Origin of the sequence: Staphylococcus saprophyticus subsp. saprophyticus ATCC 15305 = NCTC 7292 (assembly GCF_000010125.1) — a bacterium.
Taxonomy (GTDB): domain Bacteria; phylum Bacillota; class Bacilli; order Staphylococcales; family Staphylococcaceae; genus Staphylococcus; species Staphylococcus saprophyticus.
Genome location: NC_007350.1, coordinates 1,910,697 through 1,927,553 on the forward strand (window position 1 = coordinate 1,910,697; position 16,857 = coordinate 1,927,553).

Here is a 16,857-nt window from a genome sequence, read left to right on the forward strand (position 1 = left end):
ATGGCGATTCAAATATTAGTGAATTTAATTTTATCTGTATTTTGGTTATTTGTTACAGGTAGTTATAATTTTAATAACTTCATTTTAGGCTATTTATTCGCATTACTTTTAGTTTATATCATGCGTGGTGTATTACCGGGTAGATTTTATCTCATTACAGTATATAAAATCATAAAACTTTTCCTTGTATTTTTAATAGAACTCATCAAAGCCAATATCGATGTCATACGTATTGTCGTTAAACCTAACATTGATAATGAACCTGCATTCTTTACTTACAACACAGATTTAAAAAAAGATTGGCAAATTGTATTACTGTCCAATTTAATTACACTAACGCCTGGTACAATTGTTTTAGGAATTAGTGATGATCGGACAAAAATTTATATTCATAGTATCGATTTCAGTACGAAAGAAGAAGAAGTTGAAAGCATCAAGTCTTCCCTTGAAAAAGTGGTCAGAGAGGTAGGAGAAAATGAATGAACTATAATATCATATTAGTAATTGCATTAGTTATCGTTGCGTTGTCAATGCTAGGCATGTTAGCTCGTGTAATTATCGGCCCTTCTCTAGCTGATAGGGTTGTTGCACTCGATGCGATGGGTATTCAATTAATGGCCATTGTCGCCTTATTTAGTATTTTCTTAGGTACTAAATATATGATGGTTGCTATTTTATTAATAGGTATACTTGCATTCCTTGGTACAGCAGTATTTGCTAAGTATATGGATAAAGGTAAGGTGATTGAACATGATAACAACGATCGTCATTAGCATAGCGCTTATCTTGGTCATAATAGGTTCACTCATCAGTGCTCTTGCTGCCATTGGTATCTTACGTCTGGATGATGTCTATGCTAGAGCGCACGCGGCAGGTAAAGCTGCAACATTAGGCGCAATGTTATTAATCAGTGGTGTGTTCTTATTCTTTATTGGACGTGAAGGGTACGTTAATATGCAATTAATCGTCGGTATCTTGTTTATTTTAATTACCGGACCATTAGCCAGTCACCTTATTATTAAATCTGCATATAATTTAAATACACCCGCTTCCAAAAGAACGAAGCACGATGAAATCAAAAAAGATTTAAAAAATACAAAATTATAATACAGGGTATTTTTAGAACTTGGAATATACCTATTCTCAAAATTGAGGAGTCTGGGACATAAATAGTTGTCTCAGACTCTTTTTCGTTTAGGCAGTAGATGACTGAATGAAAATGTAAAGTCTCACTGCTTTAAAGAATTACTTATTTTATGAAAATGAGTAGTTCTTATGCAAAAGTATATGAGGTATGTCACATAAAAATGGTAGTGAGACTTATGCATGAGCGTTAGCTCAGGTAAACCTTTATCCTCATCATCCTTGCCTTGATTGCATAGGTGGGATTACGAAATCTCTATTAAAAAATTTGATTTCTGTCCCACTCCCCTCTTTGTTTTTAAAATCTTATGCACTTGACCACGCATCGCATGGTTATCAAAGTTATGTATCGAACTAAAATGCTCGTGCTCAAATTACGCATCTATGCATCGACACTTTGTCTAGTCGTAATAAGATGCATGTAAATGTTCAAAAATGTTTATAACATACTATTGTCATCGTTAGCAGTCCATGATATATTAAATCGTAATTATTACGATTTAAAAAGGAGTGTTTTTATTTGTCATCATGGACAATTATCGGCGGTGGCATCCACGCCGTGACAATTGCAATCAAATTAAGATCGCTTGGTCTAGATTGCACAAAGTTAACAATTATAGACCCACATACCAATTTGTGTGAGCAATTTGATCATTTCACAAAAAGCATTGATATGCCTTATTTACGCTCACCATGTGTACATCATGTACATCCCGACCCTTTTCACTTAAAACAGTATGGTAAGAAAAAACAATACACCCATGCTTCATATGGTCCATATAAGAGACCGAATCGTGACATCTTTATGGAACATACACACGATTTAATACATAGCTACAATTTAAATGATTGTCACGTTCAGGGTACTGTTTCTCAAATTAAACGCGTACAATCGCAATGGCACATACTGTGTCATAATCAATGGATCAAATCAACACATTTAGTTATCGCATTTGGTTGCAATCATGACCCCTTTATACCTGTATTATTCCATAATCAACCAGATGTTACGCATATATTTCAAAACGAGCATTGTTTGACCCATCATGCATCTCACATTATAGGTAGTGGCATTTCTGCTGCACACCTTACATTAAAATTATTAAAAAAGAATAACACTGAACCAATACATTTATGGATGAAAAAAGACATTACCATACATGACTTTGATGCTGATCCAGGCTGGTTAGGCCCCAAAAATATGAAATACTTTAGCCAAATGACATCTTCAAAGGCGCGCTTTAATTTGATTAAACAAGAAAGACACAAAGGCTCTATGCCAAAAGAACTGGAACTAAGATTAAAAAAATATATTGCACAAGGTCGCTTAATCATTCATAAAAATGAAATCACAGATATAGCCAACCATGCTATACATACGAAACAATATTGTATGTATTATGACCATTTACTACTTGCTACGGGTTTTAAAGAAAGTATCATGCAACAGCCAGTGATCAAACAACTTGTCGATAGTTACCAAGCCCCCATTACTCACTGTGGTTTGCCATCCATTAATGCTAATTTAGAATGGCTGCCAAATCTTTTTGTCAGTGGCGGCTTAGCTGATTTGGAATTAGGTCCATTTGCTAGAAATATTATGGGCGGACGAGAAGCTGCTTTACGTATTTCAGAAGTCTATGAAAAGACAACTTCAAACGACGCCACATTTATTTAAAACATAAAACTATGTCATCTAAATATATTGATTTACTTGAATCCTGAAATATAAAAAAGCGTCCAAGACATGTATTTTGTCTCAGACGCTTTCATTATTATTGCTATGATTTGATTAGAAAATAAAATGATTTGTGTTTGTTTTTCAATTTTTATTGTAAAATATCTTTTAGCGTTTAAGCGGTTTAATCGCAATCGTTCCACGCATCACACAAATCAACCTATCTGTGTCATCTTTAATATCTATATTCCAAACTTGTGTTGTTTTTCCTTCATGAATAATTGTTGCTGTCGCATATATGGTTCCCTCGGTTGTTGAACCAATATGGTTACCATTCATTTCCAATCCAAGGGGAACATACTTTTCAGTATCGATTAAATAAGCAGCTCCCATAGAACAAGCAGATTCTCCGAGCGCAAGACTCGCACCACCGTGTAAATAGCCAAAAGGTTGTTTCACCTTATCTGTTACCGGCATTGACATCACCATTAATCCACGTTCTTGCTTTTCTACTTTAATATCTAAAGCATCTAGCATATTTTCCATAACGTACACCTCATTTGCATAGAATTAATACTATAATATCATAGCTGCAATTGTTCCAAAAATAATCAATGGTATATTATAGAACACAAAATTAGGTATACATGTATCTCTAATATGATCATGCTGTCCATCAATATCTAAACCTGCTGTCGGTCCAAGTGTTGAATCACTCGCTGGTGACCCTGAATCACCTAAGGCACTCGCAGTACCTATTAATGCAATAAGCGCCATCGTACTTAAACCTAATGACTCTCCTAGTGGCACAAACAATGTGGCAATGATCGGTATTGTGGCAAATGAAGAACCTATACCTAATGTGACCACTAATCCACTAATATACATAACAATAATGCTCAATAATTTATTGGCTCCTACAACACCACTTAGACTATCCACTAATTTGCTGATATCCCCTGTTTCATTCATTACACCTGCAAAACCATTTGCAGATAATATGACTACGCCGATAAATGACATAATTTTGATTCCATCAACAAACTGTTTATCCAATTCCGTCCATTTATACGCTCTTGAAACAAAGAATACAAGCACACCTGCGAGCGCGCCAAATATCATTGAATCCGTAACGAGTTGTACTAAAAAAGTAGCTAAGATTGAAATCACAGTTACTATAAGTACGTAAGGTTTGATGACAATTGAATCATTATTTTTAATTTCTTCATGTTGGATATATTTTCTTGGTTTTCTATAATAATAAATACCTAATATCAACCCAACAATATAACCTAACGATGGGATAATCATAGCCTTCCAAATCATACCCATCTCAATTGGGTGATGTGCTTTGGTAAAGCCATTTTGTATGATTTGGTGAAAAATTTGACCAAAACCAAAAGGTAATAATACATAAGGCCAACACAAACCAAAACCAATGATAATAGCGATTTGTCTTCTGTCCACATTAAGTTCATTAAATAAACTAATTAATGGAGGTATGACAATTGGAATAAATGCAATATGTACGGGAATTAAATTCTGACTCATTATGCTCATGACAAGTAAAGCAATGATAATAATGATTTTCACTTTAACTCGTGATATCTTACTGTTTTCTGCATGAATTCCGTCTATAATTTTATTCACTAAGAAGTCAGTAATACCACTATAAGAAATCAATGCTGCAAACCCACCAAGCAATGCATAACTAAGTGCCACCTCTGCACCATCTACTATATTTTTACCAAATACGGATACAATTTCAGAAACACTCATACCCGCTATTAATCCACCTACAAGTGCACTGACAAATAAACTAATAACTACATTTAATCTACATAAACATAAGACAATCATCAATACAACGGCTATAACAACTGCATTTATCACAAAGCATAACTCCTTTATCACGTTATCGAACTAAAGTATCATGTGATTTATAATATCAATAACGATAGTACTTGTCAAACACATTATTAACTTTAATATTATTATTTAAAAGACTATGTAAACTTGGTTTATAAATCTATCTTTAAGTCATTGTCTTTTATAGACATTAATAACAAAAAAATGGACAACCATTAACGTTAATTACATCATGTTGCCCATTTTTTATAGTATTAAAATATTACAAATCTTACTATTTCAGATGACGCATCCATTCTACAATAGTAGGAACAAGATAACCTGTCGGCCCTTTAGGACCTTTATGTGTATGTTTATTTATCGTTGCTGGACCAGCTATATCAAAGTGCATATGTGGCGTTTCTCCCGCAAAATGATTAATAAATGTTGCCGCAAATAATGCCTTTCCTTGACCATTCGTATGGTTAACGAGGTCTGCAACATCACTATTTCTAATTAATTTTTGCTCTGTTGAAGTCATTGGTAATTCAAAAACAAATTCATCCATTTGACGTGCGCAGTTTAGTATATGTTGTAAAGTTTCGTCTGCATTATGATTAAACACAGCCGCTTTATCATCGCCTAATGCCGCTACTGCAGCACCAGTTAATGTTGCAAAATCAAGAATCAATTTAGGTTGGAATTGATTCGCATAAAATACTGCATCTCCTAATACTAAACGACCTTCAGCATCCGTATTTAATACTTCAACCGATTCACCACTCAATGCAGTATATACATCATCCGGTTTCATCGCGATTTCACTAACCATATTTTCAGCAGCAGCAATAACACCAACAATATTAATCTTTAGTTCAAGTTTACGTGCTGCGTCAATCATGGCTACGACATTTGCAGAGCCACACATGTCATATTTCATAGTTTGCATACCTAATTTAGATTTAATAGAATAACCGCCAGAATCATATGTAATACCTTTTCCAACCAATGCAATCGGAGCATCATTTACGTTGCCACCGTTATATGACAAAGTAATGACTCTAGGACCATGCTTAGAGCCTTTTCCAACAGCATGTATTAAGCCAAATCCTTCTTCTTGAAGTGTTTTACTATCTTTTATATCAACGCTAACCTCAGTATGATTGAAATGTTTCTGTATCATTTCAGCATAAAAGCTTGGTGTCAATATATTAGGGGGTATATTACTATAATCTCTAGCAATATTGATGGCTGATGCAATAGCTTGTCCATGTTCAATTGCAGCCTCTATACCCCCTTCTTTGGAAGTACTGATATCTAAATCGATTTGATATGGTGCAGATTTATCGGTTTTATAATTATCAAATTCATAAATTGACTGCATACTTTGTTGACCTAATATTTCAGCAATTGTTTCTCTTGGTAACTCATGCGCTTGAAATGTATCAAACAATAATGAAACATGACTAATTCTGTTTTTCTTTAAATATTGAAATAAATGACCAAATACTTTTAAATAATCACTGTGATGGGTTGATTTTACATTACCTAAGCCAACCGTAATTAATTTTACAAATTTATCATTTAAATTGATCATTGTTGTAGAAATAGCAGCAATATTTGTACTTATAATTTGATGTTGCTTTAATGTTTTAAGCTTGTCATTTAAGTTTTCATTTCCAACGACTACTGTTTCTAGTTGATTTAAATGCTCAGGTACTCCGATTACTAATGTATCCGTGTCACTTTCTTGATGATTACTAATATTAAATTTCATAATAGCTTCTCCTCTTTTCTGCTTAATTAATATCTTATATTGTTTATGTAATTTTCAAAATTTCTATTTTCTGTAGATTAAAAACAGAAATTATATTTGTCTAAAGTAATTTCTTGATACTGCTTATGTAATTCAAATAAAAACATCTATATGCTTAATGAGGCCGGAACATAATGATATGTCCCGGCCTCATTGCATCTCATACGACACATTCAAAAATGTATCTCAATGGATTTATTTATTAAAATTTACCTTTTTTAAACGCTAAACCAATACCGCCAAGTTTGAATACCGCACGTGTATCGATTACTTTCTTCATGAAGGCAGCTTTTTTACCTTGAATATCTCTACCATAAACAACACCAACGCCATCATGAGCGCCTAATGAACATACAGTACCGCGATCAACGTATTCAAATTCGTTTGTAGGTTGACCTTCTAAAATGTTTTTAACATTTTTAGCTGTGTGTTCACCTTGTTGCGTAGCAATTTGTGCTGTAGTTGGTAATGGACGTTCTTCTCCTGCAGGAATAAACGCAGAACAATCACCAATAACAAAGATATCATCGTATCCTTCAATTGTTAAATCTTGTTTAGTAACAATACGTCCACGTTTAACGCCTTCAAATGACTCTTCCATTAATTTGCTACCACGCACACCAGCAGCCCATACTACTGTATTAGCTTCTAATTGTTGTTCTTCATCATTTACTTTTACTACGAAACCTTTTTCGTTAGCAGCAACGATTGGTGTACCAATTTTAAATTCTACACCTTTGTTTTCTAAGTAATTTACCGCATGATTAACTAATTCATCAGAGAACATTGGTAACATTTTTGGTGCTGCTTCAACACAAGTGATTTTCACTTTGCTTTGTTCTACACCATATTTGTTACATAATTCAGGAATACGGTCTGTTAATTCACCTAAGAATTCCACACCAGTAAATCCAGCACCACCAACAATAATAGCTAAATCTTTATCATCTTTTTGTTTTGAAGATGCATAATTAGCAAACTTGTCTTCAATGTGACGAGATAATTTACGTGCAGTTAATACATTTTCAATTTGGAAAGCATAATCTTTCATACCTTTGATACCAAATGTTTCACTTTCGAAACCTAATGAAACTACTAAAATATCAAAATCAAAGATTCCAGCGTCAGTTTCAACTTTTTTAGCATTGCGATCAATTTTAGTTACTTCTGCTTTTACAAAGTTAACTTTATCTTTGTTAACAACACTTTCAACTGGATATAGTAAATCTTCATAGCTAATTGTACCTGCTGAAGCTTCATGTAACCAAGTTGCTTCATAGTGGTAGTCATTTTTATTAATTAATGTAACCTCAGCCTCATCTGCTGAAATTTGCTTTTGTAATTTTGTAATAGTTTGTAAACCAGCGTAACCAGCGCCTAGAACTAATACTTTTTTACGATCTTGAGCCATTTCATTCACCTAAGCTTTCATAATTTTTTTGTTGCAATCGTCTTTTATTTACCCAATCTTTAAAAAGTAATTCACAAAAAAGACAATTTTCATCCAATACCAATTTTATAGTTTTTATCGTTGATTTTCAAGCGCAAACGACCATATTGTTTATTATTTCACATAAACGTACAAAAGACTATAGTTTACGCTTATTGTTTAAGTGAACCATAGCCTTTTTATCAATTTATTTAATTAGCAATCTTCAGGCGTCCCAGCCACTTTAGCAGTTCTAAACGAACTACCGCAACCACATGCTGCAATGGCATTCGGGTTATCTATTTGGAAGCCGCCTCCCATTAAAGATTGTTTAAAATCGATTGTCGTACCATCTAATACTGGTTTATCGTACTTATCAACTAATACTTTCAAACCATAAAATTCGAATATTTCATCGTTCTCGCCAGGTTCTTCTTCAGCAGACATGCCATAAGTTAGGCCTGTACAGCCACCACCATTTACTTTCACTTTTAAATAGCCATCAGGCATATCGTTCTGTTGTAACATGTCTTTAACTTCATAAGCTGCTGACTCTGTCATATTAATCACTGTCATAACAATTACCTCCTAAAAAATCCATGTTTCTTCTATATGTGCGTATATTTTTTGTAATAAATCATCTGGAGATTCACCTTCAACGATATCACCATTCACTAATGCATACAAGCCGCTAGAACATATACCACAATTTTGTAAACACCCATATTCTAAAACATCTATGCCTGGATCATTTTCAAGCTGATTGTATACATAATCTCCGCCCTTCGCTAAATTCGAAATGCAGAACTCAACTATTGGATTCATATTACACCCTCTCATTAATTATCAGTTAGACAATTATAACAAAAACACTGGGGCTATATCTACATACTAGCTTATAGAAATTTTGATTAACGCTTCAATTGATCATTGAGTTGACCTTTATCAATGTATGCCCAGTCTCAATCACATTTGATTATTTGATTTTCAAAGTTAATATTTACTTATCTAAAAATTTTGTAATGACAAATTAGAATGCGTCTACTTTATTTGTAGTAGTAAACAAAAAAGCATATAATATATCTAAGTAAGCTGATTATAGAAAATTGGTATATCGATGCAGAATAAAATATGATTTAATCACATTTTATTTACATTGAAGTGCAATGGACATGTTCTACAATGATTTAAAAATTTATCATATCTTTTCTGATCAATACAATTTTTATTAGAGGGGTATCACAAATGAAAAACTTAGTATTACTAGGTGGTGGCTATGGTAATATGCGCATCATGTCTCATATTTTACCATCAGCACTTCCAGAAAATTATTCAATTACATTAATTGATCGCATGCCATACCATGGTTTAAAACCAGAATTTTATGAATTAGCTGCGGGAACAAAATCTGACAAAGATATCCGCATGAGTTTTCCTGATTCAGATAGAATCAATAACGTTTATGGCGAAATTACTGATATTAATTTGGATGACCAAATCGTATCTGTAGGGCAGACCAAGGTTGATTATGATGAACTTGTTATCGGACTTGGTTGTGAAGATAAATATCATAATGTGCCAGGTGCAGAAGAATACACACATAGTATTCAAACACTTTCTAAATCGCGTGAAACATTCCATCATATTAGTGAACTTCCAAATGGTGCTAAAGTAGGTATTGTAGGTGCAGGTTTAAGCGGTATCGAATTAGCTAGTGAATTACGTGAAAGTCGCAGTGATTTACAAATTTTCCTGTATGATAGAGGAGAACGTATTTTACGTCGTTTCCCTGAAAAATTAAGTAAATATATAGAGAAATGGTTCAAAAAACATGATGTCACAGTTGTACCAAACTCTGATATCAACCGTGTTGAACCCGGTTGTATTTACAATAATGACGTACCAGAAGAACTTGATTTAATCGTGTGGACTGCAGGTATCCAACCAGTAGAATTAGTTAGAAACCTACCTATTGATATCAGTAAAGGCGGGCGCGTCATTTTAAATCAATATCATCAGGTGCCTACTTACAAAAATATTTACGTGGTCGGCGATTGTGCAGATTTACCTCATGCACCAAGCGCGCAATTGGCGGAAGCTCAAGGTGATCAAATTGCTGATGTGATGAAATTACAATGGCAAAACAAACCACTTCCTGAAAAAATGCCAGAAATTAAAATTCAAGGTTTCCTTGGATCACTTGGTGATAAAAAAGGATTCGCATACATTATGGACCGCACCGTTACTGGTCGTCTAGCTTCTATCTTAAAATCAGGCGTCCTATGGATGTATAAATACCATAACGGTTAAATCGTTTTGAAGCTCCAAACTAAGCCTTTTATCTTGGCTTAGTTTTTTATCAAATATGCTAATGATCACTGAGATCAATATATTTACAGCTAATTTTAGAGGCGTCTAGGACACATCATCAAATGACCTAGTCGCCTTCTTTTTTACTGTAATTCCATAAATTTAGTAATATCTTTTAACTGAACATAACCATCTGAAACATATTCGTCATTCATCGTAACTAAGGGATAAAATAATTCATCCTCTTGTATGCGTTCAATATATTGTTGATCATGATCTGTTAGATTTTCTACATCTTTTTCTATATCGATATACGTAAATTCAAATTGTTTGTCCGGATATTTACGTTTTAATAAAGGCTGTAACCAATCAAATGTGTTACGAGAAGTAGGTGCATTGACACAACTCGCACATACAACATCTGCTCCATAAACAACGACGCTCACTTTATCCATATATCTTTCTCCCCTTTTGTTTTGATTTATAGATTTTTCCCTATTTTTCTATTATAATAAAAAGATAAGTAGAAAATGAAATAATTTACTTGAAAGGAGGCATTTTTATGCCAACTGAAAACGTAACGATGTTTGATCAAGTAGCAGAAGTTATCGAAAAACTACGTCCCTTCCTATTACGCGATGGCGGTGACTGTTCACTTGTAGATGTAGAGGATGGTATTGTTAAATTACAATTACATGGCGCATGTGGTACATGCCCAAGTTCAACTATCACATTAAAAGCAGGTATCGAACGTGCTTTGCATGAAGAAGTACCAGGAGTAATCGAAGTAGAACAAGTATTCTAATTGATAGACTTACTATATATATAATAACATCAAAAATTGAATGGCTTTCGAACACTTTTTAACCTAGAACACGAAAACTGTGTACTAGGTTTTTTAATTTTAATATTTCACCATCCATTTTAAACTAAATGTTTTATACACTTATAATATGACGTTATTTAGCTTATTTTACGTTTTAAACCCATTAAATAATCCTTTCAAAAATTCACATAAACTGTGAAATTTGAAAGGATTGTTTAATTTTATACGTTATTTTTTATGCATGTGTTGCTCAATACGTTCTGCGATATCAACCCAGCCTTTCCAGCCAATATGCACCGCATCACTTACCACATATGGTTCATAATCTTTATCGGTCATATTATAGGTATGTCCGCCATGATCAATAATCGTATTGTCAATCTTGTCATATATTTTTTGACGTCTCTCTTGTTTGATTCCGATGTGATCATACCATTTACCATTAGAAGGTAAAATCACATATTCAACATCTGCGCCACCTTCACGTAACGTATCTACAAGTAATTTTAAATCATTAAATTCAGGAGAATTTTGTCTGAATTCGTAATTTCGGTTAATTTTACGTTTATGCTGTTTGATTAAACCCCAATATTCATCTCGAATACCAAATTGATTTGACTTGGTACGCGCTTCACCGTATGATTCCGCTGCTGACTCAATGTTATGCCACGAACTATTTTTATGTGTAACAGGATCGATATGTGATAAAGGAGACGTTCTTAATGGATATATTGATTTAATTGCTTCAATTTTTTTCAATTGATTATCTTGAAATTTTGAAAGATATTGAGTTTCTTTTGGCATATGGCCTGCTGCTACTTTTTCTAAATAAGGTCTATTTTCAACATCTTTGAACTGTAATAAACGTTTCGCATAACGTTGTTTCAACTTAGGGCTTAATTGATTTTGATTAAATAATCGATTTAATTGTCCCTTTGAAATTCGTGCTTTGAAATTATCATGTGTTAATCCATGTTTTGTAAACCACTGTGGTGACACAATAAAGGCCATCTTTTTGCCTCTTAAGTTTTCATATTGCGAACCAAGTTCCACGGCATTGACTAAGTCGGTTGATCCACCTGTCCCAATTAAAAACGGTTGCTTCGGAACATCTTTTCTACCATTTAGTAAAAACGCCGGGTTAAATGGATCATCTTTTTCTAATTCACTGGACCCATAAATAGGATAATATGCATTGGATTGATACATTTTATCTTGTATTAAAGTACCTTTTAATACTTGATCAGTCAGAGCAACACGTTGCGTAGCTAATGTTTTGGAATTGATTAAACCAGTAAACCAACTCGCTGGCAACATTACAAAGATGCCAAATAGCACAAGACTTACAATGATTGGTATAAATGGTTTTAGTTTCATCGTAATTCTTCTAATACCGCTACAATCTTATTAGGTGTCGCCCACTCATCTCTGTCAAAATCCATAATTGAAACTTCAATATCTAATTTATTTTGAATTTCTAGTAATAACCCTACCGTTTGGAATGAATCAATAATACCTTCCTCGAATAATTCCACATCAGGATTTTCCTTAATCACATTAGTCTCAGCTACTTCAGTTAATAAATCTAATACTTGATCTCTAAATTCCATAATATTTTCCTCCTAAATTTTAAAACAATTTCCCAGAAAAGATGAAAAAGCCAAATGTTACAAAATGGAATGTAACGATGATACTTAATAGTGCCGTAAATTGATTTGACCATTTTGGCGGATGTTTTTTACGCCATTTTTCATAATAACCATAACCAATAAATAAAACTGCATGATATAAGCCATACAAAATATAATAAACTTCAATGCCATGCCAAATTCCCATTATTAAAAAGTTTAATGAAAAGGCAATATTAGACATCGTGAACTGACTTTTTAACAATCTCTTTTTCGACATAAAGAATAACGATCTCATATAAATACAATCTCTAAACCAGAATGACAATGACATATGCCATCTATTCCAAAAATCTTTAATATTCTTTGCTTTAAAGGGTTGTTTAAAGTTTTGCGGTGTTTGTATTCCATATAAATAACTAAAGGCCATAGCAAATAAAGAATAACCAGCAAAGTCAAAAAATAAGTACAGACTATACGCATACATATAAAGCCATTTAGCAGTAAAACTATTAAAATCCAACAACAGTGGGTTTATAGCATAAACTTGAATTAAATAGGCAATGATATATTTATATAAAAATCCAAGCATAATATAATGAATTGCCTTATGTAATAATTCTTGATATTGGTCACTGGATGGAATCTTTGCTTCATCTTTAACAAATCGTTTATAACGATCTATCGGACCTGATGAAATGGTTGGAAAGAACGATATAAATTGAAATACTTTCGATACTTTAACTTCTTTAATCGAACCATCTCGTATTTCCATTAATAGTTGTACACTTTTGAACGTGACGTATGAAATACCTAAAAAGCCAATAAATTCAATAACTTTATTTTCATGTAATTTCAATTGTGCTGCACCAAACCACGAGCTTTGCATGACTTTGACAACCACTAACGGCAATATCGATAAAACAATAACGACAAAAAATTTACTGAATGTATTATTTTTTGCACGTGATTTCCAGTAAAACATGATAATGGCTACTTGCCAGAGAATGTATAAGATAAAATTAATTAACTGTACACTTAAAAATGATAGTCCAAAAAGATTGTGTTTTTCTGAAGAAAAAATGAGAACAATCATCACCATGGTACTGATACCATTATAAATTCGACTTCTCTTGCCAACTAACCCCATGATAATGACAGGTAATAGTACAATGAACGCTATGAGAAAAAATGTAAATGTGCCATATGGAATCATGCTTGTATATCCTCAGCGATTTGTTTTCTATCTAATTTTCCATTTGCCGTTAATGGAAATTTATCTTTAAATATTATTTTTTTAGGAATCATATAATCTGGAATTGATTTTTTAAGCGCTTGTTTAATGTTATGTATCATAGCTTGTTCAGCATCGATATCTACTTCCTCATTTAAAATGACTACACCTTGCAATTGCACAACTTTACTATTTTTATAAATTGGAACAACAACCGCTTCTTTTATTACATTAACCTGTCGTAATTGAAATTCAATCTCTTCTAATTCCATACGGTAACCATTAAATTTAACTTGAAAATCTATGCGACCATTGATAAACCATTGCTCATGCTTCTTCGTTGCTTTGTCACCTGTGTAATAACTTGGCTGTCCATTGGATGTTTTAAATACCGCCTTAGTGCGCATTTCATCTTTAACGTATCCAGCACTCACACATTGACCAGTTATCACTAACTCGTCATTCTCAGCTAAAGACAATATTGTGCCTGGTCTCGGTACGCCAACAGGTAATGGATTATATTGATTTATGATATCTTCAGTAATCCGTATGCTTGTAACTGCAACCGTTGCTTCAGTAGGCCCGTATGTATTGTAAATATACGCAGATGGGAATCGCTGTAATAACGTTTTTGCCGTTCTATGTGGCAAAATTTCACCACAGAAGAAAAATTCTTTCAAACTATCATATTGATTTTCTGAAAGATTTGGTAACATTAAACACATTTCCATAAATGAAGGCGTTGAGACCCATACATTAATGCGTGTTGCTTCTAGCATTTGGTTTAATAGTTTAGGCTTATTAATCATTGCTTTGTCTACTAAATTTAACGTGCCTGCCGTAGCTAAACATGGATAAATCGCCATTACTGATAAATCAAATGAAAAAGGCGCTTGATTTAACCACTGTTGGTTTTCACCTAATTGATTGAGGTCGACCATCCACTGCGTAAACTGATTTAAACTATCATAACGAATTTGTACACCTTTAGGTTCACCTGTTGAACCAGAAGTAAAAATCGTATAAGCAATATTTTTATCTTCAATCAGCGCATTAAATTTAATAGATGTATCCATGTCATTAAATATATTCAAATCAAAAATATGATTATGTTTTATGTCTAATAAACTTTCTGTCGTATTTAAAATATAGTCAGGTTCTACTTTTTCAATAATAGAACTAATTCGATCTTCAGGCATTGAAACATCTATGGGTACATAACCACAACCTGCTTTTAAACTTGCAAGCATCCCTACAATCATATAAGGCGACATATGTCCATATACGATCAATGGACTTTGACTGTCTTTTATTAATTCTGCTAGTCCATTCGTATATTGATTAAGTTCTCGATAATTGATTGTTTCATCATTATGTCTTATTGCAATTTGGTCGGGGTAATTCTTTTCATTTTCAATTAATGAATATACAATATCTTTCATAATTTTCTCCTCGATTAAAATTCATTATAAATAAAGTTATTATGCGTATCTCCAGAACCGTAAATTAAGTATAAGGCTATAAAAATAGCAAGATATAATAATGTTAATAACCATGGCTTCATTTTTTGATAGGTAGGTTTTTTATTCATTTCTTTACTCATCATCCACCTCTTTTATTATTTATACTATTATTTTTTTATTACATAACAATATTTTTGGTTGTAAGGCTATTTACAATATTTTAACATTTTACCAACTTATTATACATTTTTTATGATGGTGTGACAATCGAATAAAGTATTTTATATATAACAAAAATGTTAGATGGTTTAAAATATTAAAATGCTCAAAATACAATTATATTTAATACACTTATAATCAGTGAAACTAAACGGTTTAAAAATCAGTTATCTTTATACATCAGTTTTTTGCTATCAAAAAAAGAGCCCGCAAACATCCATAGATGTTCGCAGACTCTTTTTAATTGGGACGTATGTATTGAAAGTCCCAATCCCTAAATACAAGATACTTTTTATTATTTTATTGGTGTTTTAGGATGTAAATTGTTTAATACTAATCGAATATTATCAACGCATAGTTGAATCATACGATTTCTTGTTATTACAGACGCACTACCAATATGAGGTACAATCACGGCATTAGCCATCGCTAAGAGTGGATGTTTCATATCTATCGGTTCTTCACGTAGAACATCTAAACCACAAGCTGCGATGTCACCATTTTCTAAAGCAGCGATTAGTGCTTGTTCATCGACAACTGCGCCGCGTCCTATGTTGATAAAAATCGCATCGTTTTTCATTTTTTTAAATGCTGTAGCATTAAATTTATTTTGAGTTTCCTTTGTGAGTGGTGCTGTACATATTATAAAATCGCTATGTTCTAATAATGTATCAAATGGTACATACAATGCCCCTAACTCTTTTTCGGCATCTTCATGTCTAGAGCGATTATGATACATGATTTTAGTATTAAAGCCCTTTAATCTTCTAGCAAAAGCTTTACCAATATCACCCATGCCATAAATACCCACATTCGCATTACTCAAGTCTTTGCCCGCAAACAAATATGGGCCCCAACTTTGCCACTCGCCATTTTGAACATATTTCTCAGCTTCTACAATTCGTCTTGCTACTGCCAACATTAATGTGAATCCTAATTCTGCAGTCGTTTCAGTTAAGACACTCGGTGTATTCGTTGCGATAATACCTTTATTATTTACGAGATCAATATCAATATTGTCAAAACCAACTGCCATATTTGCAATAATTTTCAGGTTAGGTGCTGCTTCCAGGGCTTCTTCATCTATTTTTTCACTCAAAGTTATAAAGCAAGCCGTTGCATCTTTGATGGCATCTAAAAATTGCGCTCTAGGCATCGGAATAAGTGACTCATCCCACATTTCTACTTGTCCAAGCGCTTCTAATTGTTCTATAAAAGGTTGCGGAATTTTTCGAGTAACAATGATTTTATCCATACGAACAC

The 16,857-nt window shown here is 33.1% G+C and carries 19 protein-coding genes; 6 read left to right on the forward strand and 13 right to left on the reverse strand.

What is annotated here, in order from left to right; genetic code table 11:
* The 4 genes from SSP_RS09180 (at position 1) to SSP_RS09195 (ending at position 2,821) form a co-directional block, all read left to right on the forward strand.
* Positions 1 to 483 (forward strand): Na+/H+ antiporter subunit E, encoded by a 483-nt coding sequence (locus tag SSP_RS09180; protein WP_011303517.1) that lies wholly within the window; start codon positions 1 to 3, stop codon positions 481 to 483.
* On the forward strand, positions 480 to 773 hold the full coding sequence (locus tag SSP_RS09185; protein ID WP_011303518.1) for a Na(+)/H(+) antiporter subunit F1: 294 nt from the start codon (positions 480 to 482) through the stop codon (positions 771 to 773). Before SSP_RS09180 ends, SSP_RS09185 begins: the two co-directional genes overlap by 4 nt.
* Positions 751 to 1,107 (forward strand): Na+/H+ antiporter subunit G1, encoded by a 357-nt coding sequence (locus SSP_RS09190; protein ID WP_011303519.1) that lies wholly within the window; start codon positions 751 to 753, stop codon positions 1,105 to 1,107. Before SSP_RS09185 ends, SSP_RS09190 begins: the two co-directional genes overlap by 23 nt.
* A 556-nt stretch (positions 1,108 to 1,663) precedes the next feature.
* Complete coding sequence (locus tag SSP_RS09195) at positions 1,664 to 2,821, forward strand: NAD(P)-binding domain-containing protein (RefSeq protein ID WP_011303520.1); 1,158 nt, start codon at positions 1,664 to 1,666, stop codon at positions 2,819 to 2,821.
* A 168-nt stretch (positions 2,822 to 2,989) separates the two neighbouring features.
* Here the strand turns inward: SSP_RS09195 and SSP_RS09200 are convergent, their stop codons facing one another.
* The 6 genes from SSP_RS09200 to SSP_RS09225 all read right to left on the reverse strand — a co-directional run bounded on the left by SSP_RS09200 (position 2,990) and on the right by SSP_RS09225 (position 8,739).
* Positions 2,990 to 3,367, reverse strand: a complete 378-nt coding sequence (locus SSP_RS09200) for a hotdog fold thioesterase (protein WP_002483808.1) — start codon at positions 3,365 to 3,367, stop codon at positions 2,990 to 2,992.
* 30 nt (positions 3,368 to 3,397) lie between these two features.
* The gene (locus SSP_RS09205) at positions 3,398 to 4,714 is read right to left on the reverse strand and encodes a Na+/H+ antiporter family protein (RefSeq protein ID WP_011303521.1); all 1,317 of its coding nucleotides are present in this window, start codon (positions 4,712 to 4,714) and stop codon (positions 3,398 to 3,400) included.
* Between the two features lie 250 nt (positions 4,715 to 4,964).
* Positions 4,965 to 6,446, reverse strand: a complete 1,482-nt coding sequence (locus tag SSP_RS09210) for a M17 family metallopeptidase (protein ID WP_011303522.1) — start codon at positions 6,444 to 6,446, stop codon at positions 4,965 to 4,967.
* Between the two features lie 241 nt (positions 6,447 to 6,687).
* Positions 6,688 to 7,896, reverse strand: coding sequence for an NAD(P)/FAD-dependent oxidoreductase (locus SSP_RS09215; protein ID WP_011303523.1), 1,209 nt, complete (start codon positions 7,894 to 7,896; stop codon positions 6,688 to 6,690).
* Positions 7,897 to 8,130: 234 nt separating this feature from the next.
* The gene (locus SSP_RS09220; protein WP_011303524.1) at positions 8,131 to 8,490 is read right to left on the reverse strand and encodes a HesB/IscA family protein; all 360 of its coding nucleotides are present in this window, start codon (positions 8,488 to 8,490) and stop codon (positions 8,131 to 8,133) included.
* A 12-nt stretch (positions 8,491 to 8,502) separates the two neighbouring features.
* On the reverse strand, positions 8,503 to 8,739 hold the full coding sequence (locus SSP_RS09225; RefSeq protein ID WP_002483813.1) for a YuzB family protein: 237 nt from the start codon (positions 8,737 to 8,739) through the stop codon (positions 8,503 to 8,505).
* Positions 8,740 to 9,159: 420 nt separating this feature from the next.
* Here SSP_RS09225 and SSP_RS09230 point away from each other — a divergent pair, with 420 nt between their 5' ends.
* Positions 9,160 to 10,224: an NAD(P)/FAD-dependent oxidoreductase gene (locus SSP_RS09230; RefSeq protein WP_011303525.1), complete on the forward strand. Its 1,065-nt coding sequence runs from the start codon at positions 9,160 to 9,162 to the stop codon at positions 10,222 to 10,224.
* A gap of 143 nt (positions 10,225 to 10,367) precedes the next feature.
* Here the strand turns inward: SSP_RS09230 and SSP_RS09235 are convergent, their stop codons facing one another.
* A complete protein-coding gene (locus SSP_RS09235; protein ID WP_002483815.1) occupies positions 10,368 to 10,679 on the reverse strand; it encodes a YuzD family protein in 312 nt (103 codons plus the stop codon).
* Positions 10,680 to 10,786: 107 nt separating this feature from the next.
* Here SSP_RS09235 and SSP_RS09240 point away from each other — a divergent pair, with 107 nt between their 5' ends.
* Positions 10,787 to 11,029 carry a NifU family protein gene (locus SSP_RS09240; RefSeq protein WP_002483816.1) on the forward strand — a complete coding sequence of 81 codons (243 nt, stop codon included), beginning with the start codon at positions 10,787 to 10,789 and terminating at the stop codon, positions 11,027 to 11,029.
* A 249-nt stretch (positions 11,030 to 11,278) separates the two neighbouring features.
* On the opposite strand, the gene dltD is transcribed toward SSP_RS09240, so the two are convergent.
* From dltD to SSP_RS09270, 6 genes are all read right to left on the reverse strand, one after another.
* Entirely contained in the window at positions 11,279 to 12,427 is a 1,149-nt protein-coding gene (gene dltD / locus SSP_RS09245) for a D-alanyl-lipoteichoic acid biosynthesis protein DltD (RefSeq protein WP_011303526.1), read from the reverse strand.
* On the reverse strand, positions 12,424 to 12,660 hold the full coding sequence (gene dltC, locus SSP_RS09250) for a D-alanine--poly(phosphoribitol) ligase subunit 2 (protein WP_002483818.1): 237 nt from the start codon (positions 12,658 to 12,660) through the stop codon (positions 12,424 to 12,426). Before dltC ends, dltD begins: the two co-directional genes overlap by 4 nt.
* 19 nt (positions 12,661 to 12,679) lie before the next feature.
* On the reverse strand, positions 12,680 to 13,894 hold the full coding sequence (gene dltB / locus SSP_RS09255; RefSeq protein ID WP_011303527.1) for a D-alanyl-lipoteichoic acid biosynthesis protein DltB: 1,215 nt from the start codon (positions 13,892 to 13,894) through the stop codon (positions 12,680 to 12,682).
* Positions 13,891 to 15,354, reverse strand: a complete 1,464-nt coding sequence (dltA, locus tag SSP_RS09260) for a D-alanine--poly(phosphoribitol) ligase subunit DltA (RefSeq protein WP_011303528.1) — start codon at positions 15,352 to 15,354, stop codon at positions 13,891 to 13,893. Before dltA ends, dltB begins: the two co-directional genes overlap by 4 nt.
* Positions 15,355 to 15,368: 14 nt before the next feature.
* Entirely contained in the window at positions 15,369 to 15,515 is a 147-nt protein-coding gene (locus SSP_RS09265) for a teichoic acid D-Ala incorporation-associated protein DltX (RefSeq protein WP_011303529.1), read from the reverse strand.
* Positions 15,516 to 15,889: 374 nt separating this feature from the next.
* A complete protein-coding gene (locus tag SSP_RS09270) occupies positions 15,890 to 16,849 on the reverse strand; it encodes a 2-hydroxyacid dehydrogenase (RefSeq protein WP_011303530.1) in 960 nt (319 codons plus the stop codon).
* Positions 16,850 to 16,857 lie beyond the last annotated feature (8 nt).